Annotated in this window: 19 protein-coding genes; 10 read left to right on the top strand and 9 right to left on the bottom strand. The window is 71.1% G+C overall.

Features of this window, described 5'->3' with window-relative positions; genetic code table 11:
- The first annotated feature begins 210 nt into the window (after window positions 1–210).
- Window positions 211–1497, top strand: a complete 1287-nt coding sequence (locus tag EXU48_RS22900) for an MFS transporter (RefSeq protein ID WP_133110015.1) — start codon at window positions 211–213, stop codon at window positions 1495–1497.
- On the opposite strand, the gene EXU48_RS22895 is transcribed toward EXU48_RS22900, so the two are convergent.
- The 3 genes from EXU48_RS22895 to EXU48_RS25370 all read right to left on the bottom strand — a co-directional run bounded on the left by EXU48_RS22895 (window position 1448) and on the right by EXU48_RS25370 (window position 4126).
- On the bottom strand, window positions 1448–2173 hold the full coding sequence (locus EXU48_RS22895; protein WP_165962957.1) for a DUF2306 domain-containing protein: 726 nt from the start codon (window positions 2171–2173) through the stop codon (window positions 1448–1450). The two genes, EXU48_RS22900 and EXU48_RS22895, sit on opposite strands and share 50 nt — an antisense overlap.
- Window positions 2174–2246: 73 nt before the next feature.
- Window positions 2247–2918 carry a response regulator transcription factor gene (locus EXU48_RS22890; protein ID WP_133110013.1) on the bottom strand — a complete coding sequence of 224 codons (672 nt, stop codon included), beginning with the start codon at window positions 2916–2918 and terminating at the stop codon, window positions 2247–2249.
- A complete protein-coding gene (locus tag EXU48_RS25370; RefSeq protein ID WP_133110012.1) occupies window positions 2915–4126 on the bottom strand; it encodes a sensor histidine kinase in 1212 nt (403 codons plus the stop codon). Before EXU48_RS25370 ends, EXU48_RS22890 begins: the two co-directional genes overlap by 4 nt.
- A 306-nt stretch (window positions 4127–4432) precedes the next feature.
- Here EXU48_RS25370 and EXU48_RS24855 point away from each other — a divergent pair, with 306 nt between their 5' ends.
- Window positions 4433–4693 (top strand): GNAT family N-acetyltransferase, encoded by a 261-nt coding sequence (locus EXU48_RS24855; RefSeq protein ID WP_207947876.1) that lies wholly within the window; start codon window positions 4433–4435, stop codon window positions 4691–4693.
- Between the two features lie 24 nt (window positions 4694–4717).
- On the opposite strand, the gene EXU48_RS22875 is transcribed toward EXU48_RS24855, so the two are convergent.
- The 6 genes from EXU48_RS22875 to EXU48_RS22850 form a co-directional block, all read right to left on the bottom strand.
- Complete coding sequence (locus EXU48_RS22875; RefSeq protein ID WP_165962956.1) at window positions 4718–6025, bottom strand: alkaline phosphatase family protein; 1308 nt, start codon at window positions 6023–6025, stop codon at window positions 4718–4720.
- 139 nt (window positions 6026–6164) lie between these two features.
- Window positions 6165–6893, bottom strand: a complete 729-nt coding sequence (locus EXU48_RS22870; protein WP_133110010.1) for a glycerophosphodiester phosphodiesterase — start codon at window positions 6891–6893, stop codon at window positions 6165–6167.
- Complete coding sequence (locus EXU48_RS22865) at window positions 6890–8296, bottom strand: extracellular solute-binding protein (RefSeq protein ID WP_133110009.1); 1407 nt, start codon at window positions 8294–8296, stop codon at window positions 6890–6892. The genes EXU48_RS22870 and EXU48_RS22865 overlap by 4 nt, the downstream gene beginning before the upstream one ends.
- A 72-nt stretch (window positions 8297–8368) precedes the next feature.
- Window positions 8369–9304 carry a carbohydrate ABC transporter permease gene (locus EXU48_RS22860; protein ID WP_133110008.1) on the bottom strand — a complete coding sequence of 312 codons (936 nt, stop codon included), beginning with the start codon at window positions 9302–9304 and terminating at the stop codon, window positions 8369–8371.
- Complete coding sequence (locus tag EXU48_RS22855) at window positions 9301–10263, bottom strand: carbohydrate ABC transporter permease (RefSeq protein WP_133110007.1); 963 nt, start codon at window positions 10261–10263, stop codon at window positions 9301–9303. The genes EXU48_RS22860 and EXU48_RS22855 overlap by 4 nt, the downstream gene beginning before the upstream one ends.
- A 196-nt stretch (window positions 10264–10459) precedes the next feature.
- Window positions 10460–11194 carry a sulfite exporter TauE/SafE family protein gene (locus EXU48_RS22850; RefSeq protein WP_133110006.1) on the bottom strand — a complete coding sequence of 245 codons (735 nt, stop codon included), beginning with the start codon at window positions 11192–11194 and terminating at the stop codon, window positions 10460–10462.
- Between the two features lie 119 nt (window positions 11195–11313).
- Between EXU48_RS22850 and EXU48_RS22845 the strand changes: the two genes are divergently transcribed.
- The 8 genes from EXU48_RS22845 to EXU48_RS22810 all read left to right on the top strand — a co-directional run bounded on the left by EXU48_RS22845 (window position 11314) and on the right by EXU48_RS22810 (window position 20183).
- Window positions 11314–11967 carry an IMPACT family protein gene (locus EXU48_RS22845; protein WP_133110005.1) on the top strand — a complete coding sequence of 218 codons (654 nt, stop codon included), beginning with the start codon at window positions 11314–11316 and terminating at the stop codon, window positions 11965–11967.
- Between the two features lie 58 nt (window positions 11968–12025).
- Window positions 12026–12874 carry a siderophore-interacting protein gene (locus EXU48_RS22840; protein WP_235857222.1) on the top strand — a complete coding sequence of 283 codons (849 nt, stop codon included), beginning with the start codon at window positions 12026–12028 and terminating at the stop codon, window positions 12872–12874.
- A 185-nt stretch (window positions 12875–13059) separates the two neighbouring features.
- Window positions 13060–14103, top strand: coding sequence for an iron-siderophore ABC transporter substrate-binding protein (locus EXU48_RS22835; protein ID WP_133110004.1), 1044 nt, complete (start codon window positions 13060–13062; stop codon window positions 14101–14103).
- On the top strand, window positions 14100–15149 hold the full coding sequence (locus EXU48_RS22830) for a FecCD family ABC transporter permease (RefSeq protein WP_407938771.1): 1050 nt from the start codon (window positions 14100–14102) through the stop codon (window positions 15147–15149). The genes EXU48_RS22835 and EXU48_RS22830 overlap by 4 nt, the downstream gene beginning before the upstream one ends.
- The gene (locus EXU48_RS22825) at window positions 15146–16216 is read left to right on the top strand and encodes a FecCD family ABC transporter permease (RefSeq protein ID WP_133110003.1); all 1071 of its coding nucleotides are present in this window, start codon (window positions 15146–15148) and stop codon (window positions 16214–16216) included. Before EXU48_RS22830 ends, EXU48_RS22825 begins: the two co-directional genes overlap by 4 nt.
- Window positions 16213–17034: an ABC transporter ATP-binding protein gene (locus EXU48_RS22820; protein WP_133110002.1), complete on the top strand. Its 822-nt coding sequence runs from the start codon at window positions 16213–16215 to the stop codon at window positions 17032–17034. Before EXU48_RS22825 ends, EXU48_RS22820 begins: the two co-directional genes overlap by 4 nt.
- 760 nt (window positions 17035–17794) lie before the next feature.
- Window positions 17795–19357: an ABC transporter substrate-binding protein gene (locus tag EXU48_RS22815; protein ID WP_133110001.1), complete on the top strand. Its 1563-nt coding sequence runs from the start codon at window positions 17795–17797 to the stop codon at window positions 19355–19357.
- Window positions 19358–19514: 157 nt separating this feature from the next.
- On the top strand, window positions 19515–20183 hold the full coding sequence (locus EXU48_RS22810; RefSeq protein WP_133110000.1) for a haloacid dehalogenase type II: 669 nt from the start codon (window positions 19515–19517) through the stop codon (window positions 20181–20183).
- The last annotated feature ends 18 nt before the right edge of the window (window positions 20184–20201 follow it).

The raw sequence follows: 20201 nt of genomic DNA, 5'->3' as shown, positions 1-20201 counted from the left end.
GCCCATCCCCAGTGGCGGTACTGCCCGGACGCCGCCCGCTGGACCAGGTGCCGCCTGTGGATGGGCCACCCGTCCGACCGACGAGCCCCGGTCGGCCGGCCCGTGAGTCTGCCCACACCCCCTGTCGGAACCGGCACACCGTCACTAGAATCGTTTCGACCCATGGCTCCCAACGTCGGCAGCACCTCCCCCGAACCTGGAGTGCACCCGATGACCACCCGGACCGACGCCGACCCGACGGCCCCGCTCGGTCCCACCGGCACCACGGACCCGCCGCCGCCCACCCCGGGAAGCCGGCCCACGCCGTCGTCCATCGGCCCCGGCGGGCTGCGGATGGCGATCGTCGCGATGGCCCTCGGCGGCTTCGCCATCGGCACCACCGAGTTCGCCACCATGGGTCTGCTGCCCCAGATCGCGACCACCCTCACGGTCTCGGTGCCGACCGCAGGCACGCTCATCTCGGCGTACGCGCTCGGGGTCGTGATCGGCGCGCCCCTGATCGTGGTCATGGCGGCCCGGCTCGAGCGCAAGCAGCTCCTGCTGCTGCTCGCCGCGGCGATCGCGCTCGGCAACGCGTTCTCCGCGATCGCCCCGGAGCTCGGCTCGATGACGGCGTCCCGGTTCCTCGCCGGGCTGCCCCACGGCGCCTACTTCGGAGTGGCCTCCCTGATCGCGGCCACCCTGGCCCCGGCCGGGCGCCGGGCTCGCGCCGTGTCCCAGGTGATGCTCGGGCTCACCGTCGCGACGATGATCGGCGTGCCGCTGTCGACGGCGCTCGGCCAGTGGGTGGGGTGGCGCTCAGCCTTTGCGGTGGTCGTGGTGGTCGCGCTCGCCGCGGTGGTCGCGATCTGGCGGTTCGTGCCGGCCCTGCCCCGGCCTGCCGGTCAGCGGGCGAGCGCCCGCGGGGAGTTGCGGGCGTTCCGGCACGCGCAGGTCTGGTTCACCCTCGGCATCGCCGCCGTCGGGTTCGGCGGCATGTTCGCCGTATACAGCTATATCGGCGAGATCGTGCCGCAGGTGCTCGGCCTGCCGATCGGCGCCGTGCCCTGGATCCTGGCCGTGTTCGGCACCGGTATGACGGTCGGCACCCTGATCGCCGGGCGGCTGGCCGACCGCTCGGTCATGGGCACCGCGATCGCGGGCCTGGTCGGCATGGCCGTGCTGCTCGCCGGCTTCGCGCTCACCGCGCACTGGGCCGTGGCCGGGATCATCGGGCTGTTCGCGATCGCGACGATCTCGCAGTTCCTCGGCCCCTCGCTGCAGACCCGGCTGCTGGACTCCTCCCCGGACGCGCCGTCGCTGGCCGCCGCGCTGCACCACTCCGCCCTGAACATCGGCAACGCCGTGGGAGCCTGGGTCGGCGCGCTTGTGCTCGCGGCCGGCCTCGGCTACCTGGCGCCCGCCTGGGCCGGGTCCGTGCTCGCCCTCGGTGGGCTCGCGATCGCGCTCATCGCCGTGGGTGTGCAGTGGCGTGCCGATGCCGCAGGTAGAGGTTGACGAACACCAGGTTCGGGATGAACGCCAACCAGCACGTGGCGGCGTAGGCGACGGCGAACAGGGCGTCGAAGTCTCCGCCGTACACCGGCTCCAGCAGCGGCACCTGGCCCGCGATCGTGAGGCCGAGCCACGCGCGGAAGGTCACCGCGGCGAACGTGACCGCGAAGTTGCGGATCATCCATTCGCCGTGCTGCCGGTAGCGGGCGGCGCGAGCGTGCCGGTACGCGATCACCGCCGTCGTGATCCAGAGCAGGTCCCCCACCACGAGCCCGGCGGCGGCCACCGGTCCGCTCGTGGTCAGCAGTGCCACCGCGATCCCGACGATCGACGACGGGACCACCCCGGCGAACAGGTAGGCCCGCCCGAGGTAGCGGTGTACCCGCGGCACCCGGCGGATCCGCCGCACGAACTGCAGCGGCCCGAGGCCGAGCGCGATGGCGCCGGTGAGGATGTGCGTCCACAGCAGCGGATAGTGCCAGGCGAGGCCCTCGCGCACGTCGACCATGGACGCGGACACGTCGAAGCCCCCGTAGACGACGGCCGCGTAGGCCACCACCCCGAGGGACAGGAACGCCACCACGACCACGCGGTAGCGGTTCGGTTCGGTGGCCGGCGGCCTGGACATGGCGGCCACGATCGCGTCCCGCCGATCGGGTCTGGTGAGCTGGTCCGTCATGCCCACGATCCTGCGCCGCGTGGCCTGGGGGCACATCGGCCCACGGTCCAGAACCGGCCCTGCCACCGTGGTCCTACGGGGCGGGCGGGCCCTGCCCCGCGCTGACCACGCCGTGGTCGAACGCATACACGATGGCGGCGGCCCGATCCCGAACGCCGAGCTTGCCGAACACGGCCCCGACGTGGGACTTCACGGTGCCGTCGCTGACGTGCAGACCCGCGGCGATCTCGGCGTTCGTGGCGCCGCGGGCCATCCACCGCAGCACCTCGGTCTCCCGCTCGGTCAGTTCCTCGAGGCGCCGCCGCTGCCGCTGGCCCGGCACCACGGAGCGCCGGTAGGCGGCCAGGACCCGCGTGCTGACGGCCGGGTCGAACCAGGCGGCGCCACCGGCCACGGCCCGGACGGCGTGGATCAGGTCGGTCGCGCCGGCGTCCTTGAGCAGGAAGCCGGCGGCGCCCGCCTCGAGGGCGCTCCAGAGCACCTCGTCCTCGTCGAACGTGGTCAGGATCAGCACCGGCGGCGGCTCGGGCAACGCCCGCACCTCTCGCGTCGCGGCGAGCCCGTCCCGGCGTGGCATCCGCACGTCCATCACCACCACGTCCGGCCGGGTCCGCACCACCTCGGCCGCGACCTCGGTGCCGTCGGCGCATTCGGCGACGACCTCGAACCCGTCGGCGGGGGCGAGGATCCTGGCGATCCCGGCACGCACGATCGCCTGGTCATCGGCCAGGACCACGCGGATCACGGAGCGGCCCCGACCGGCACGGTGCAGCGGACGGCCCAGCCCGTCTCGGTCGGCCCGGCGTCGAAGTCGGCGCCGATCACCTCGGCACGCTCGCGCATCCCGAGCAGGCCGTAGTGGCCGCCGGCGCCGGCCGGGCCGGGCCGGAGCGGGCCGTCGGTCAGTACCTCGAGGCTGATGGATGCCGGCCCGACGGCGGTGCGCACCCGGGTGCGCGCGTCCGGCGCGTGGGTGGCCGCGTTCGCGAGCGCCTCCTGCGCGATCCGGTACAGCGTGAGGGCGACGGCGGTGCCCGGCTCGGGCGCGCGGGTGGCGGTCGGCGGGTCGGTCCCCTCGGGCGCGTCGCCGGCGCCGGCCGGTTCGCCGGTCCCGTCGGACCCGGCCGTCAGGTCCACGTCCAGGCCCCGTTCGGCGTAGGCGGCCACGAGCTCGGGCAGTTGTGCGAGGCCGGGCAGCGGGGCGTTGCCGGTGGGCTCGCCGTCGGCCCGGAGCAGGTCCATCGTGGCCCGGAGGTCGGCCATGCTGGCCCGGCCGACCTGCTCCGCGGCCGCCAGGGCCTCGTCGGCGGAGTCAACGTCCCGCCGGAGCACGTGCCGGGCGCTGGTGACCTGGAGCAGCACGGCGGCGAGCCCGTGCCCGACCAGGTCGTGCAGGTCGCGGGCGATCCGGCGGCGCTCGTCCTGCACGGCGCGCTCCGCGAGCTCGCGTCGGGCCCGGGTCAGCTGTGCGGTGGTTTGCTCCTGACGCCGGATCACCCAACCGAGGACCGCTGGGAACGAGATGCCGACGACCCACGGGGCCCACGCGATGTGCACGTCCGGGCGGGCCACGGTCACCCCGACCACCGCGGCGACCGAGACCACGACCAGCGCCCACGCCGTCGGGCGGTGTTCGCACCACGCCACGGAGACCAGGGCGAGCAGGGAGAGCAGGAAGAAGGCCGGCTCGAAGTCCCCGTTCCAGGTGGCGCCCGCCACCCCTGCCACAACCGGGACGGCGATCAGCGGGATCGGCAACGCCCAGCGGTACCAGGCCCCGAAGGCGGCTACCGGGATCAGCAGGAGGAGCCCGTTGCGCCAGTCGCCCGCGTCCGCGATCACGGCCAGCAGCGCGAACGCCACGGCCAGCACGGGCACCAGACGGCGCGCTGGTCCCGCCTCGTGGGCCGGTGGTGGCGGCGCGTCGGGCACGGCCCGCTCCCTCGGGGTCATGGCCACGACGGTACGCCCAGGACGCCCGGCCCCGTCGGCCCTCCTCGGTGCCGGACCGGCCGTACGGCACGATGGGAGCCATGATCTCGATCCGCACCGCCATCGCGGCCGACGACGCCGCGATCGTGGCCCTCGACGACGCGACCTGGGCGCCCACGAACTCTCCGGCGCCGGCGCCGATGTCGCCGCGCTCAGCGTTCACGTACGTGCCCATGTCGGACATACTCGTCGCCGTCACGGAGCAGGGCCGGGTGGCCGGATACGTTCAGTGGCCCACACGTCTTCGGCGTCGACTCCCACGCCCACGTGCTCGAGATCCACGGACTGGCCGTGCACCCCGCCGAGACCGGGCGCGGGATCGGCACTGCCCTGGTGGAGGCGGCCGTCGCCGAACTCGGTCGGCGCGGGGCGCGGAAGGTCTCGCTGCGGGTGCTCTCCACGAACCCGGCCGCCCGCCGGCTGTACGCCCGGTGCGGGTTCGTGGAGGAGGGCGTGCTGCGCGGTGAGTTCGTGCTGGAGAGCGCGGAGGTCGACGACATCCTGATGGCTCGCTACCTCACACCCTGACCAGACCGGGGGCACCCCGGGTGGCTACCTCTCGGCGAGGGCCGCGGCGAGCACCTCCGTGACGACGGTTCCCTCGGCGGCCGGCAGGTCGAGCCCGAGCACGGCGGCGAACGTGGGCGCCTCGTCGAGGATGGACCGGCGCCCGGCGTGCACGCCCGGCGCGAAGTCCGGGCCCGAGGCGATGAACACCGGCTGCCCGCCGTGGCTCGGCTCGTGCCCGTGGTTGCCCGCGTAGCCGATGAAGTCCGGGTCGCCGGGCACGGCGATCACGGCCCGGTCCAGGTGCGGCGCGACCTGGACCCCCGGCTCGGAGATCACCACGTACGCGAACGGGCCGTCGAGGCCGTACCGCTCCCGGGCGACTGACGCGGTGATGATCTCGGCGATCCGGTAGGTCGGCTCCGCGACGATCTCGGCGAGCAGCGCCTCCACCTCCACGCGTCGGGCGTCGGTGAGGTCCTCGGCGAGGAACAGTTGGGCGGACAGGCCGGCGCCGTGGCAGTACACGTCGTAGTCGACGAGGGCGCCGGCGTCGTCCAGGCGGAGCAGCCCGCGCTCGGCGAACAGGGCATTGAGGTTCGTGTGCTGGGTGGTGGCGAGGTGCCCGTGGTCGCTGACCAGGACCACGTTCGTGGACTCGAGGGTCCCGACCTCCTCCATGGTGGCGACGATCTCGCCGAGGAGCGCGTCGACGCGGCGCAGGGCCGCGTCGACAGGTGGCCCGAACGGCCCGGCGGCGTGCCGGGCCGCGTCGACGGCGACCAGGTGCAGGAACATCACGTCGGGGCGCTCCTCGCGCAGGATGTCCTGGGCCACGGCGGCCGCGAAGTCGTTGAAGTCGCGCTTCGGCGACCACACCACCTTGTGCACGTGCGGGCTCACGTACCGTTCCCAGGCGCCGGGCGAGGCGGTGCCCCGGTACAGCTCCTCGATGCCGCCCCACTGCTCGATCTGCCACACCTCGGGCACGAGCACGTCGATGTCCTCGTCGTGTGCGGTCACCGGCCACTGCACCGCGGCGGTGCGCAGGCCGGCGGCCTTCGCGGCAGCGAACAGGGTGGGCACCCGGATGTGGCGGGAGTCCCAGAACCAGACCGGAACCGGGGCGTACGGGTCGAAGGTCAGGTTGTTGAAGATCCCGGTCGTGGCAGGCCCGCAGCCCGTGGTCTGGGCGGTGTGGTTCGGGTAGGTGACGGTCGGGAACACGGACTCGATCTCGGCGATCGCCGCCCGCTCGATCAGCCGGGAGAACGTCGGGAGGGTGCGCGCCAGCTCGAGGTCCTCCCCTACCATCGCGTCGACGGAGATGACCAGGAGTCGGTTGCGTGACATGCGCATGCCTTCCTTCGAAACGGATCCGTCGACGGCGGGAGCGCAGTCGGCGTGGACGGCCCGGTCCGGCAACCGGCACCGGATAGGGCAAACCTGGTCGGGCCCGGTCGGGACCAGACAGGGGCCGGGCCCGGGCGGCTCAGCCGGCCGGTCGTGCGGCGAGGGCCGCCTCGACGGCACGGCGGGCCCAGCCCGGGTCGTCTGCCGTCAGGAAGTCGACCCCGGCGGCCAGCCCGGCCGCGAGGTCCGCGTCGGTGAGCGTCGGCCAGCCGGTGACGGTGACGCCCGTGGCCTGCCAGTGCGCCGCCTCCTCGCGGGTCAGCCCGTCGTAGCGCAGCGAGTAGTTCTGGCACCCAAGCTCCGCGAGGGCGGCGCGCTGGACGTCGGTGGTCCCGCTCGCGATCAGGCCGGTGCGGTAGCCGGGATCGACGCGGAGCACCTCGGCCAGGGCCTCGGGCTTGAAGCTGATGAAGATCGACTGCTGCGCATACCCGCCCTCGGCCACCAGCCGGGCGACCGGTCCGGCCGCCTCGAGGGCCTTGATCTCGATCAGGACCGGAACGGCGATGGCGTCGAGGGCCTGCTCGATCGTCGGGATCCGCTGGCCCCCGCCGAGCTCGACCTCCTGGAGCTGCGCCCAGGTCAGGTCGGCGATGGCGCCGGTGGTGCGGCCCGATCCCACGGCCGTGCGGTCGACGGTCGGGTCGTGGTGGACCACCACGACCCCATCCGCGCTCAGGTGCACGTCCAGCTCGATCTGGTCCGCGCCGTCGGCGACGCCGCGCGCGAACGAGGTGAGCGTGTTCTCGGGCTCCACGGCGCACGCGCCCCGGTGCCCGACGATCCGTGGGATCGGGCCGTCGATCATGAACCCTTGACCTCCTCGAGGTCCTCGCGGTTGTCCTCGATGACCTCCTCGAAGGCTACCTGCAGGCCCTCGAGCACCTCGACGACGTCGGCGTTGTCACCATAGACCTGCGCCATGGCCGTGGCGAACTCGGTGGCGCCGGCCTGGTACCAGGTCGGCTCGTCCGCCGTCTGGGCGTTGGGAAGCTGCGCGAGGGCCACACCGAAGTTCGGGTTCTCGGCGACCAGGTCCGTGACCGTGTCGGTCTCGAGGGACTCGGTGACGATCGGCAGGTAGCCGGTGCCGGCGTGCCAGAACGCGGCGTTCTCGGGCTCGGCGAGGAACCGGAACAGCACGGCGCAGGCGTCCTGACGCTCCTGCGACTCGGCCTTCACGATGGACAGACCGGAGCCGCCGGTGGGCACCTTGGTCTCGTCCTCGATGCCACCGAGCATGAACGCGGTGCCGATCTCGAACTCCGCGGACTCGGTGGCCCCACGCAGGGACGCGGTGGAACCGTGGGTGCCGGCCGACAGGCCCGTGGTGAAGTCGGTCATCGCGGACTGGGCCATGTAGCCGAACCCGTCGTCGTGGATGAACTTCGCCTTCCACTCCAGCCACTCCTGCATCGGGCCGTCGGTCACGGTCACCGTGAGCTCGTCGGAGAGTTGACCGCCCCACGCCCAGGTGTGGGCCTGGCCGTACCAGTTGTCACCGGCTCCGAACGCGAAGGGCATCAGCGGCTGCCCGGCGACGTCCACGCTCTTGAGGTCCGGGGCGAACTCGGCCAGGTCGCTCCACCGTGTCGGACCCTCGGCGGGCAGCCCGAGCGCCTCGTACTGGGTCTTGTTGTAATAGAACAGCGGGGTTGAGCGCGCGAACGGCACCACGTAGGTCTGTCCGGCCGCAACGCCCTCGTTCACGTAGTTCTGGAGGTACACGTCCAGGGACCACTCGTCGTCGAAGTAGCCGTCGAGCGGGGCGAGGGCGTCGGAGAAGTAGAACTGGATCCACTGCATCTCGGGGAAGCAGACGATGTCTGGCACCTGGCGGGCCTGCAGGGCCGCGGTGAACTTCGTGTTCAGGTCCGCGTAACTGCCCTGGGACTCCAGTGCGGCGTAGATCTCGGTCTGAGAGTCGTTGAACTTGGTGAACAACTCCTGCAGGGCCTCGAAGTTCACGCCGGTGAACGGCGCCCAGAACAGGATGTTGGTGCGGTCGGCGTACTGCGCGGGGATGTCCGTGACCGGCGCCTGCGAGAACTCGGGGCGCAGGTTGGAGCCCCCCTCGGCGTCGTTGGCCGCGGCGCCGCCGCCCGGGGCGCCACAGGCGGCGAGGCCGAGGCCCGCCGCGGAGGCGCCGAACGCCGTCAGCAGGGTTCGGCGGTTCAACATCAGCGAGGTGTCCAGACGGGACGAGGGCATGCGGATCTCCAATGGGGTTTGCCTGGTGGTTCAGGTTGTTCCGGTTGTTCAGGTCTGGTGGCGGTGCGGAACTCAGCCCTTGAGCGCACCGGCGGCGATGCCGCCGATGATGCGCTTCTGGGCGAAGAAGAAGACGAGGAGCATCGGCAGGGCGACCATCACGGTGCCGGCCATGATCGAGCCCCAGTTGGAGTAGCCCTCCTGGCTGCGCAGGAACATCAGCCCGATCGGCAGGGTGCGCATGTCCGCCGTCGACGTCACGATCAGCGGCCAGACGAAGTCGTTCCACTTGCCGAACATCACGATCAGGGTCCCGGTGAGGATCATCGGGCGGCACATCGGCAGCACCACGGACCACATCCGCCGCAGGTGCGCGGCGCCGTCGATCTTCGCGGCGTCCACGATCTCCTCGGGCACCACCCGCATCTGCTGGTATATGAGGAACATCGCGAACGCGCTGCCGATCCCGGGCAGGATCAGGCCGGCGTAGGTGTTCAGCCAGCCCAGGTGGCCCACGGTGATGTAGTTGACCAGCAGCGTGACGTGCCCGGGCAGCATCAGCGAGCCGATCATGACCAGGAACAGCGGAGTCTTGAACCGGAACCGCACGAACGCGAACGCGTAGGCGGACAGGATCGCGAGGGAGATCTCCAGGGTGGTGCCGAAGAACGTCGTGATGATCGAGTTGATGAAGAACCGGTCGAACGGCGCCGAGCGCCAGGCCTCGGCGAAGTTCTCCGGCTCCAGCACGGTCGGGATCCACTGCAGCGGATAGGAGTAGATCTCGTTCTCGGCCTTCAGCGCGGAGCTGAATAGCCAGTACAGCGGCAGCACGAACACCGCCACCACGAGCGCGAGCGCCAGGTACTGCAGGACGCGTAGGGCCGGGTTGTGCACGACCTTGCGGTTAGGGCTGCGCGGGACGGCGTCCACGACGCCGTCGAAGAGGTCCGCGGTGCTCGAGGTGGGTGCCGGCGCGGTGACCGGGGGCTTGACGTCGAGGCTCATGAGTAGTGCACCTGCCTGCCCTGCGCGCGGGCCTGGATGAGCGTGACGACGAGGAGGATGAGGAACAGGACGGTCGCCGCCGCGGCCGAGGTGCCGACGTCGAACTTCTTGAACGCCTCCTCGTAGACCATCCAGTTCAGGGTCGTCGAGGACGAGCCCGGCCCACCGTCGGTGAGCGTGGCGATGATGTCGAAGGCCTGCGCCGCGCTGATGATCCCGGTGACGCTCAGGAAGAACGTGACCGGCGAGAGCAGCGGCCGGGTGATGTACCAGAACAGCTTCGGCCCGCGGGCGCCGTCGAGCTCGGCGGCCTCGTAGACGTCCTGCGGCAGGTCCTGGATCGCCGTGTAGTAGATGATCGTCACGAAGCCGAGGCGCTGCCAGGAGTACGCGATGATGACCGCCCACAGGGACCAGTCCGACGTGGTGGTCCAGTTCGGGGAGTCCAGGCCGATCAGGTTGAACAGCCACCGGCTCAGGCCGTAGGTCGGGTCGAACATGAACAGCCAGAGCACGCCGACCGCCGCGCCGGGCAGCATGTGCGGGGCGAACGCCATGGTCCGGGCGAACCCGGAGAACTTCAGCCGCTGTGCGAGCAGTTGCCCGACGCCGAGCCCGAGCACCAGCGTGCCACCGACCGCCACCAGGGTGAACAGCAGAGTGTTCAGGAGCACCTCGGCGAACCGCGGACTGGCCAGGAGGTCCTGGTAGTTCTCCAGGCCGACCCACTCCGGGAACGGGGCGACGAGGTCCCAGTCCACGAAGCTGAGGATGAAGTTGTACGCCGTCGGGTAGTACGAGAACACCACGATCGCCGCGACGTTCGGCAGGATCAGGGCGAGGAACAGGATGGCCTCGCGCCGGTTCGAGCGGCGCCGTTCCGGTGTCACGGGTCGCTGTGGCGGCTTCGCCGCCTTCGACCTCCCGACGGCGATCGGCGGCTTGGTCAGCGCGCTCACGGACGCATGCCGAGATGGTGGTGCGGACGGGACACGGTTCCTCCTGAGGGCGCGGAGCGTGTTCCGCGGGCCTCGAAGAACGTACGAGCCGAGGGTGAACTCAGGCGCGCCACCCGTCGACGCGCGGGTGAACGCCGATCGACCGCGCGGCCAACCCGCAGGTCAGGACGCCGGTGTGACGCAGCGCACATCGGCCTCAGGTGCCGGCGAACAGTCCTCGCAGCAGGGTGGCCACGCCGCCGGCGTAGGCCATCACGATCACGACGACCCGAGCCGTGCCGGGGCCGACCCACCGCGCGAGCCCGGTCCCCAACGCCAGGCCGACCAGCACCGCGGCCGCCACGCCGAGCCAGATCGGCCAACCGAGGGTCGCGAACGCAGCGGGCTCCCCCGCCCACTTGACGCCGAGGGAGACCAGCCCCATCACCAGGAACAGCGGTTGCAGGGTCGCCGCGAACGACAGTTGCGACCAGCGGGAGACCACGCCGTACACGCTCAGCGCGGGACCGCCCACCCCCGCGGTGACGTTCATGAACCCGGACGCACCGCCGAGCAGGAGCATCGGCAGGGTGCCGGACGCCGCATCCGCGCGGGCCGCGATCAGCGAGGCGGTCATCCCGAGGACGACGATGAGCCCGATGCTGAGGTCCAGGACGTGGGACGGCACGTTCAGTGCGACCCAGGCGCCGGGCACGATGCCCACGAGTGCCGCCGGCATCAGGTACCGGAAGCGGTGCCAGTCGATCCAGGACCGTAGCCGGCGCAGCAGGATCAACGAGGAGAATGCGCCGCCGGCGTTGGCGACCAGGACGCCGTCGAACGGCCCGAGCAGCAGCACCAGGAACGGTGCCGACACCAGCGCGAAACCCATCCCCGTGAGTCGCTGCAGCAGGGCCCCGACGACGACCGCGAGGAGGGCGGGCACCACCATCACCCGGGCACCCTCCAGGCGGACGTGCCAGGGGACGACCGGGGGCTCATGGCGTCCAGGTTGCCACGTCCGCGACGTCGCTCGGCCACCGAGGCTCGCCGGAGCGGGAGAATGTCCCGATGACCGGTCTGACCCTGCGCGGCGGTCCCGGCGCCCGCGTGGACGCCGAGATCGAGGTGAAGCGCTCCCGCTTCCTCTGCCGCCTCGTCCGGGTGCGCGACGAGGAGATGGCGAGGGCCGCCGTCGAGCAGGCCCGCAAGGAGCACCACGGCGCCCGGCACCACTGCTCGGCGTTCGTGCTCGGCGCCGCCGACGACCCCGGCCAGGTGCGCCGCTCGAACGACGACGGAGAACCGTCCGGCACGGCGGGCGCGCCGATGCTCGAGGCGCTGACCGGGCGGCACCTGATGGACTGCGTGGCCGTGGTGACCCGGTACTTCGGCGGCGTGCTGCTGGGCGCGGGCGGCCTGGTGCGCGCCTACTCCGACGCCGTCCTCGCCGGGATCGACACGGCCGGGGCGGCCGGCCTGCTCGTTGCGCGCGAGCGCCGGGACCTGTTCTCCCTCGCGCTGCCGCACGCCGACGCCGGCAGGGTCGAGGCCGAACTGCGCCGCCATCCGGGCACGGCGGTCCTGGACGTCGGCTACGGCGAGCGGGCCGTGCTGCGCCTGTCCGGTGACGCGGCCGAACTGTCGGCCCGGGTCGCGGCCGCGACGGCGGGTACCGGCGAACTCCGCGCGCTCGGTCAGGAGTGGGTGGACGTCGAGGCTTGAGCTTCCTCGCCGGACGAGTAAGGTAAGCCTCGCCTCAGTCCCGATCGGTCAGGAGTCCATGGTGGTCCGCACGAACATGACGGCGGTGCGCTCGAAGCCGGAGACCACCACGCTGGTCACCCTCACGGTGCTGCGCACCGAGCGGATCTCCACGAACTTCGCCCGGGTGACGCTCGGCGGCGGGGACATCGAGCAGTTCGTCCCGATGGGCTTCGACCAGTGGTTCCGCCTGTTCATCCCGATCACGGACCCCGAGTCGCTGGGCTGGGTGCCGAGCAAACTGGACACGTTCAGCTACCTGAAGTACCTCACCCACGCGAAGACCGAGCGCCCGGTGCTGCGCAACTACACGGTGCGCGCCCACCGGCCGGACGGCCCGCAGGGCCCCGAGCTCGACGTCGACTTCGTGCTGCACGGCAGCGCAGCGGACGGGACGGCCGGTCCGGCCGCGTCGTGGGCGCAGACCTGCGCACCGGGCGATGTGGTCGCGATCCTGGACGAGGGCATCGGCTTCCGGGCCGAGCCGCAGGCGGAGGCCGTCCTGCTCGTCGGGGACGAGACGGCACTGCCCGCCATCGCCGGGATCCTGGAGTCCCTGCCGCGGGCCACCACCGGCCGGGCCCTGATCGAGATCCCCGCCTCCGACGACCGCCAGGACGTCGACGCGCCCGACGGCGTGGAGGTCACCTGGGTGATCCGTGCCAACCAGGCCGACCACCACGACACCCCCGGCCGCGCGGTGCTCGACGCGGCCCTGGCCCTACCCGCGCCGACGCCGGGGACCTACGTCTGGGTGTCGGGCGAGCAAACCCTCCCGGTCGCATTGCGCCGGCACCTGGTCCGGGGCGGGATGGCGAAGGACGACGTCACCTTCTCCGGGTACTGGAAGGCGCCGAAGCGACACTGACCGCCCACCTCCCGCGCGAGAGTGTCGAAGTGGTCGCCACCTCAGCACCCTCACGGGCGCACGTTGTGGGGAGCAATCCCCCGGTGTTAGGGTCGCCATACCTAAGTGGACGGACCCGGTCCGACCGAGGCTAACGCCAGACCCTCCCCCCATCATCCCCACACCGAGAGTGGAGTCACTTCCCCGTGCGTTCCTACCGCCCCCTCGCAGCCGCCGTCGCCGCCGCGGCCGCCCTCACCCTCGCCGCCTGTGGCTCCGGCGGCAACGCCTCCGGTGCCGCCGAGAACGACCCGACCCCGGCCGCTGCGGACGGCGAGTACCCGATCGTCATCGAACACGCGCTCGGCACCACCACGATCGAGGCCCAGCCCGAGCGGGTCGCCACGGTGAACTGGGCCAACCACGAGGTGCCGCTGGCCCTCGGCGTGGTCCCGGTCGGCATGGCCGCGGCGAACTTCGGTGACGACGACGGCGACGGCCTGCTGCCGTGGGTCGAGGAGAAGCTGACCGAACTCGGCGGCGAGACCCCGGTGCTTTTCGACGAGACGGACGGGATCGACTTCGAGGCGGTCGCGGACACCGCTCCGGACGTGATCCTGGCCGCGTACTCCGGACTGACCCAGGACGACTACGACACCCTCAGCGAGATCGCGCCGGTGGTGCCCTACCCGGACGCCCCGTGGGCCACCCCGTGGCGCGAGATCATCGAGGTGAACTCGACCGCGATGGGCATGGCCGCCGAGGGTGAGCAGTTGATCGCCGACCTCGAGACCGAGATCGCCGACGCCGTCGCCGAGTACCCGCAGCTCGAGGGCCACACGGCGATGTTCCTGACCCACGTGGACACCACCGACCTGAGCGAGGTCAGCTTCTACACCACGCACGACACCCGGGCCCTGTTCTTCGACGACCTCGGCCTCACCACCCCGGAGTCGGTCGCCACCGCGTCGGCCGGGACCGACCAGTTCGCCCTCACCCAGAGCGCCGAGCAGGCCGATGCGTTCAACGACGTCGACATCATCGTCACCTACGGCGGCGACGAGCTGGTCACCGCCCTCGAGGCGGACCCGCTGCTGTCCCAGATGCCCGCCGTCGCGAACGGGGCGATCGTGAACCTGCCGGGCACCAGCCCGCTGGGCACCGCGGCGAACCCGACCCCGCTGTCCATCTCCTGGATCCTCGACGACTACCTGGCCCTGTTGGGTGAGGCGGCCGACGCCGCCCAGTGACCGCGACCTCCACCAGCGCCCCGGCCGCCGCCTCCGACTCCCGGAGCCGGCGGCCGCGGCGCGCCCGCGGCCTGTGGTTGCTGGCCGTGTTCGCCGTCCTCGGGGGGCTGATGGTGGCCTCGATCCTGATCGGGTCCCGCGACGTCGACCTCGCGGACGTGCTCGCGGCGCTCGGCGGCGGCACCGACGGGTTCGACCAGGGCGCGGTGGCCAAGCGGATCCCGCGCACGCTGCTCGCCGTGATCACCGGCGCGGCGCTCGGCGTCTCCGGTGCCGTGATGCAGGGCGTGACCCGGAACCCACTCGCCGACCCGGGGATCCTGGGCATCAACATGGGCGCCTCGCTCGCCGTGGTGGTCGGCATCGCCTACTTCGGCCTGACCTCGGCGTCCAGCTACATCTGGGTGGCCATCACCGGGGCGGCGATCACCGCCGTCGCCGTGTACGTGATCGGGTCCCTCGGCCGGGGCGGGGCCACCCCGCTGAAGCTCGCCCTCGCCGGCGCCGCGACGGCGGCCGCGCTCGCCTCGTTCATCAGCGGCATCCGGCTCATCCGCGGCGACGTCGGGGAGGCCACCCTGTCCTGGCAGATCGGCGGCGTCGGCGGGGCCACGTACGCGTCCATCGGGCAGGTGGCGCCGTTCCTGGTCGCCGGGTTCGCGATCTGCCTGCTGTGCGCCCGCGGCCTGAACTCCCTCGCGCTCGGCGACGACGTCGCGGCCGGGCTCGGCGAGCGGGTCGCGATCGCGCGCGGGGTGTCCTCGCTCGGCGCGGTGGTGCTGTGCGGGGCGGCGACGGCGGTGACCGGCCCGATCGGGTTCGTCGGGCTGGTCGTGCCGCACGCGTGCCGACTGCTGGTCGGCGTCGACCACCGCTGGCTGCTGCCGTTCTCCGCCGTCACCGGTGCCGCGCTGCTGACCGCCGCGGACATCGTCGGGCGGATCGCGGCGCGGCCGAGCGAGGTCGCCGTCGGCATCGTCACCGCGCTCATCGGCGCCCCGTTCTTCATCGCGATCGTGCGCCGCCAGAAGGTGCGCGAACTGTGACCGCGACCGATACGGCACGAACGGCCGTCCGGCCGGCCACCAGCACCCTCGAGGCCGTCCGCAGCGGCCGGACCGGACGCACGTCCCGCCGTCGGAGGATCATCGCGGTGCTCGCGGTCGCCGTCATCGCGATCTTCGCGGTGACCCTGATGGTCGGGCGCACGTTCTACCCGCCGGCCGACGTGATCGGCGTGATCCTCGGGCACGACGTGCCGGGGGCCTCGTTCACGGTCGGCACCCTGCGGCTGCCCCGAGCCGTCCTCGCCGTGGCCGCGGGTGCCTGCTTCGGCCTCTCCGGGGTCACCTTCCAGACGATGCTGCGTAACCCGCTGGCGAGCCCGGACATCATCGGGATCTCCTCCGGGGCCAGCGCTGCGGCCGCGTTCGCGATCGTCATGCTCTCCCTGGGCGGGACCGGGGTCTCGGTCTTCGCGATCGTGGCCGGGCTCGCCGTCGCGATGATCGTGTACGTGCTGGCGTTCAAGGACGGGGTGGCCGGCACCCGCCTGATCCTGATCGGCATCGGGATCTCCGCGATGCTGGACAGCGTCACCGCGTACGTGCTCTCCCAGGCCGCGCAGTGGGATCTGCAGGAGGCCACCCGCTGGCTCACCGGCAGCCTGAACGGCACCCGCTGGCCCGAGACGGTCACGGTGCTGATCGCCGCCGCCGTGCTCGTACCGGTCCTCCTCGCGCACTCGCGCAACCTCGCCGCGCTCCAGCTCGGCGAGGACGCCGCCGCGGCCCTCGGCGCCCGGCCCGAGCGCACCCGGCTGGTCCTGATCGTCGCCGCGGTGCTGCTCATCTCGTTCGCGACGGCGGCCGCCGGGCCGATCGCGTTCGTCGCCTTCCTCTCCGGTCCGATCGCGGCCCGCCTGGTCGGCCCGGGCGGTTCGCTGCTCGTTCCCTCGGCCTGCGTCGGCGCGCTGCTCGTGCTCGTGGCCGACCTGGCCGGGCAGTTCGCGTTCGGCACCCGGTTCCCGGTCGGCGTCATCACCGGCGTGCTCGGGGCGCCGTACCTCATCTATCTCATCGTTCGCACCAACCGCGTCGGAGGCTCCCTGTGACCAAGGACCGCTCACTCACGGCCGAGTCCCTGACCGTTGGCTACGGCGACCGCACCGTGCTCACCTCGCTCGACCTGATCGTGCCACCGGGTGCGATCACCGCCATCGTCGGCGCGAACGCGTGCGGCAAGTCCACGCTGCTGCGCGCGATGTCCCGGCTGCTCAGCCCGCGCGGCGGCCAGGTGCTGCTCGATGGGCGGCAGGTCCACAAGATCCCGGCGAAGGAGCTCGCCCGCACCCTCGGCCTGCTGCCGCAGTCGCCCATCGCGCCCGAGGGCATCACCGTGGCGGACCTGGTCGGCCGGGGCCGGCACCCGCACCAGGGTCTGCTGTCCCGCTGGTCCGCCGACGACGACGCGGCGGTCGCGGACGCCCTGGACGCCACGGCGACGGCGGACCTCGCCGAGCGCGCGGTCGACGAGCTCTCCGGCGGTCAGCGCCAGCGGGTCTGGATCGCGATGGCCCTGGCCCAGCAGACCGACGTGCTGCTCCTGGACGAGCCGACCACGTTCCTGGACGTGAGCCACCAGATCGAGGTGCTCGACCTGCTCACCGACCTGAACGCCGACCGCGGCACCACGATCGTGATGGTGCTGCACGACCTGAACCTGGCCGCCCGGTACGCCGACCACCTGATCGCCATGGCCGACGGGCGGGTGCACGCCGTCGGCGAGCCCGGCGAGGTGCTCACCGACGAGACCGTGCGGACCGTGTTCGGGCTCGACTCCCGGGTCATCCCGGATCCGGTCTCCGGCAAGCCGCTGATGCTCCCGATCGGGCGGCACCATGCGGCGGCGGAGCAGTCCTCCCGGGCCTGAAGTCGGATTGCGAACGCTTGTCAACAATCGGTCCACGATCCCCGTAGGCGGCCAACCTGTCGCTCTCCTGCACTGGATACGGCACTAAAGGAGCCGATCTCCAGTTTCTGATGTGTTGGCACTGTTGACAACGCGTGCCAAGTTGTCGACAATCTAGCCACGGCCCCACCCCGAAGGGAGGCGATATGAGCGAGGGCAACCCGCACGTGATCCGCCTGCGCCCGGACCGACCGAGGCGCGCGGACCCAGGAGCCGCGCCGCGGATGTCGTCGGCGGCGGCGCGATCTGTCCGCTACAGCAAGGCTGTGCCGGCCCCCGGTTCCTCGGCGTCCCCGCTGGATCCGGTGGCGGACGCGGACGCACCTCCCGACGTGGTGCGCAGGGCCGGCATTTTCGCCCCTCCTCGACCGGGCCGGATCGGAACCGAGGAGGTGATCGCCACCCTGGCGCAATAGCAGCAGGATTCGATAGGGGGAACCGTTCACACCTTTGAGATTCGTCCTGGTGCAGGTTACTCGGAGGACCGGACCGAGTTTGTAACAATGTCGTTATCAGTACGAGAGGCACCAGGACTCCAGTGAGCATTCTGTCGGTCGGAATGGTAATCAACTGAAGCACCTCACCCGTCGACAGGCACCTGTAGCACAATTTCGTGGACTGGCGGACAACGCTCCGTCACCGGGCGTGACCGTATGACCACCAAGTTGATGACTCGCGGCTTCACGGTGAGCCGTTTCCAGATACGACAGGAGCACCTTCGATGAGACGTTCGATTCCCCGCCTCAGCGGCATAGTCGCTGTCACGCTGGCGCTCGGCGCATGTAGTTTCGACGATGGTTCCGGTGGTGGAACCGGAGGAGACGAGCCCGGCGGCTCCGGCGGCGACGCCGGCGGCCACATCACCCTCGCAGAGTGGCTGACCATCGACGCCAGCTTCGCGCTGGGCACCGACGATGCCTTCATCCTCACCCGCGCCGGCTGTCTCGAACCGCTCGCCCGTTACACCGAGTCGGGCGAGCTGGAACCGTCCCTCGCCACCGAGTGGTCACAGGTCGACGATCTGACCTGGTCGTTCACGATCCGCGAGGGTGTTCAGTTCCAGGATGGCACCGACCTGACACCCGAGGCAGTCGCCAACGCGCTGACCCACACCCTCGAGTCGGACACCGCAGCCCGGTCGTTCAACCCCTCGACGGTGACCGCCATCGAGGCCGGCGAGGACGGGACGGTACTGGTCACCACGCCGGTCCCGGATCCTCTGCTGCCTCTGCGGCTGAGCACACCCTCGGCCGGGATCCTTGCGGAGGCGGCATTCACAGGCGCACAGATCGACGTGGTGGGCACCTGCACCGGGCCGTTCGAGATCGTCGACGTCAACTACGACACGGGTCTGGAGATCATCCGCAACGAGAACTATTGGGGCGGCGAGGTCGCTCTGACCGGCGGCACGATCTCGATCCTGCCCGACGGCGCGACCCGGACGACCCAGCTCGAGACGGGCGAGGTGGACATCGCCTCGTCAGTGCCGGTGACCGACATCGCCCTGCTCGAGCCGAACCCGGACGTGACCGTCTCCACCAACGAGACCGCTCGGACCACAGGGTTGTACTTCAACACCGAGACCGGCCCGTTCGCCGACGAGGCCGCACGACTGGCCGTGCAGGCCGCCCTCGACCTGGAGGCGATCGCCGGCTCCGTCTACGAGAGCGCGGCGACCCCCGCCGTCGGCCCGTTCGCGCCGTCGGCACCCTGGGCCCCCGAAGGCGCCGGCGCCCTCGGCGGCGACCCCGCCGCCGCGACCGCGATCCTCGAGGACGCCGGCATCGACCCGGCCTCCCTCGACTTCGAACTCATCGCCTACACCAGCCGGCCCGAGTTCGCGAACCTGGCAGCGGTCATCCAGTCCCAACTTGCGGAGATCGGCATCACGGTCTCGATCACCACGCCGGACTACGCCGCCATCGAGGCAAACCTCCTCGCCGGCGACTATGGCGCCACCCTCCTCTCCCGCAACGCCCTGACCGATCTGCCTGACCCGGGCGGCATGCTGAGTTCCGACTACACCTGCGAGGGCGGGTTCAACATCTCGCAGTTCTGTGATCCCGAGGTCGACACGATGATCGCGGACGCCGCCAGCACCTTTGACGACGAGGAGCGATACGCAGCCTACGCCGACATCGCCACCTATCTGCAGGAGCATGCTGTCACCGTCTACATCGTGCACGAAACCGCAACCTACGCCCACACCAACGCCGTCGAGGGATTCGTACCGAACCTACTCGACCAATACGTGTTCACGACGGCCCTGTCGATCTCCGAATAGATCGACCCGGAGAACTCCCACCGACAGTCAAACAATGTGACGGCATGCTCGGCCGAGTCGAATGTCGGGCATGCCGTCCTCACTCCGATCGGAGCATTGCCTTGCTGGACCGCACCGCACCCACGCACATCGAAATGTCACGATTCGGAGCCTTGAGATGAACACGCCGGAGCCCAAGTTCATCACCTTCGACATGTACGGCACGTTGACCGACTTCCAGATGAGTACGATTACCAAGGACGTGACGAAGGACATCATCGGACCGGACCTCATCGGCAAATTCCTCGAGGTGTTCAGCTATTACCGCATGGACGAGGTCATGGGCGACTGGCGCCCGTACGACGTGGTGATCGACCGCGCCTACCAGCGGACCTGCCGTAGGACCGGTGCGCCCTACCTACCGGAGCACTCGTCCGCCATCTTCGGCGACATCCCGAACTGGGGCCCACACCCGGACATCCCCGTTCCGCTTGCGAAACTCGCCAGCAGGTTTCCCTTGGTGATCCTCTCGAACGCCGCGGACAGCCAGATCGGCCGGAACGTGGAGAAACTCGGCGCACCGTTCCACCGGGCGTTCTCCGCCGAGCAGGCTCAGGCCTACAAGCCTCGCCTGCAGGCGTTCGAGTACATGTTCGCCCAGCTCGGCTGCTTGCCCGAGGAGGTCATGCACGTCTCCTCCAGCCCACGCTACGACCTCCAGCCGGCGACCGACCTCGGCGTCAAGAACACCGTGTACCTCAACCGCGGGTGGGAGCCCGCGGCCCCCTTCTACCACCACTACGACGTCGCTTCGCTCGACGAGGTCGTCCGGATCCTCGGCGTCTGATCCCCTCACATCCCTACC

The sequence above is a fragment of the Occultella glacieicola genome (assembly GCF_004353825.1).
GTDB classification, from domain to species: Bacteria; Actinomycetota; Actinomycetes; order Actinomycetales; family Beutenbergiaceae; genus Occultella; species Occultella glacieicola.
This window is presented reverse-complemented; position numbering and strand designations above follow the sequence as displayed.

Coding starts and splice junctions, on each gene's coding strand:
- EXU48_RS22900 (WP_133110015.1), top strand. CDS start 211: ATGACCACCCGGACCGACGCCGACCCGACGGCCCCGCTCGGTCCCACC.
- EXU48_RS22895 (WP_165962957.1), bottom strand. CDS start 2,173: ATGACGGACCAGCTCACCAGACCCGATCGGCGGGACGCGATCGTGGCC.
- EXU48_RS25370 (WP_133110012.1), bottom strand. CDS start 4,126: ATGACCCCGAGGGAGCGGGCCGTGCCCGACGCGCCGCCACCACCGGCC.
- EXU48_RS22875 (WP_165962956.1), bottom strand. CDS start 6,025: ATGTCACGCAACCGACTCCTGGTCATCTCCGTCGACGCGATGGTAGGG.
- EXU48_RS22870 (WP_133110010.1), bottom strand. CDS start 6,893: ATGATCGACGGCCCGATCCCACGGATCGTCGGGCACCGGGGCGCGTGC.
- EXU48_RS22865 (WP_133110009.1), bottom strand. CDS start 8,296: ATGCCCTCGTCCCGTCTGGACACCTCGCTGATGTTGAACCGCCGAACC.
- EXU48_RS22860 (WP_133110008.1), bottom strand. CDS start 9,304: ATGAGCCTCGACGTCAAGCCCCCGGTCACCGCGCCGGCACCCACCTCG.
- EXU48_RS22850 (WP_133110006.1), bottom strand. CDS start 11,194: ATGGTGGTGCCCGCCCTCCTCGCGGTCGTCGTCGGGGCCCTGCTGCAG.
- EXU48_RS22845 (WP_133110005.1), top strand. CDS start 11,314: ATGACCGGTCTGACCCTGCGCGGCGGTCCCGGCGCCCGCGTGGACGCC.
- EXU48_RS22840 (WP_235857222.1), top strand. CDS start 12,026: ATGGTGGTCCGCACGAACATGACGGCGGTGCGCTCGAAGCCGGAGACC.
- EXU48_RS22815 (WP_133110001.1), top strand. CDS start 17,795: ATGAGACGTTCGATTCCCCGCCTCAGCGGCATAGTCGCTGTCACGCTG.
- EXU48_RS22810 (WP_133110000.1), top strand. CDS start 19,515: ATGAACACGCCGGAGCCCAAGTTCATCACCTTCGACATGTACGGCACG.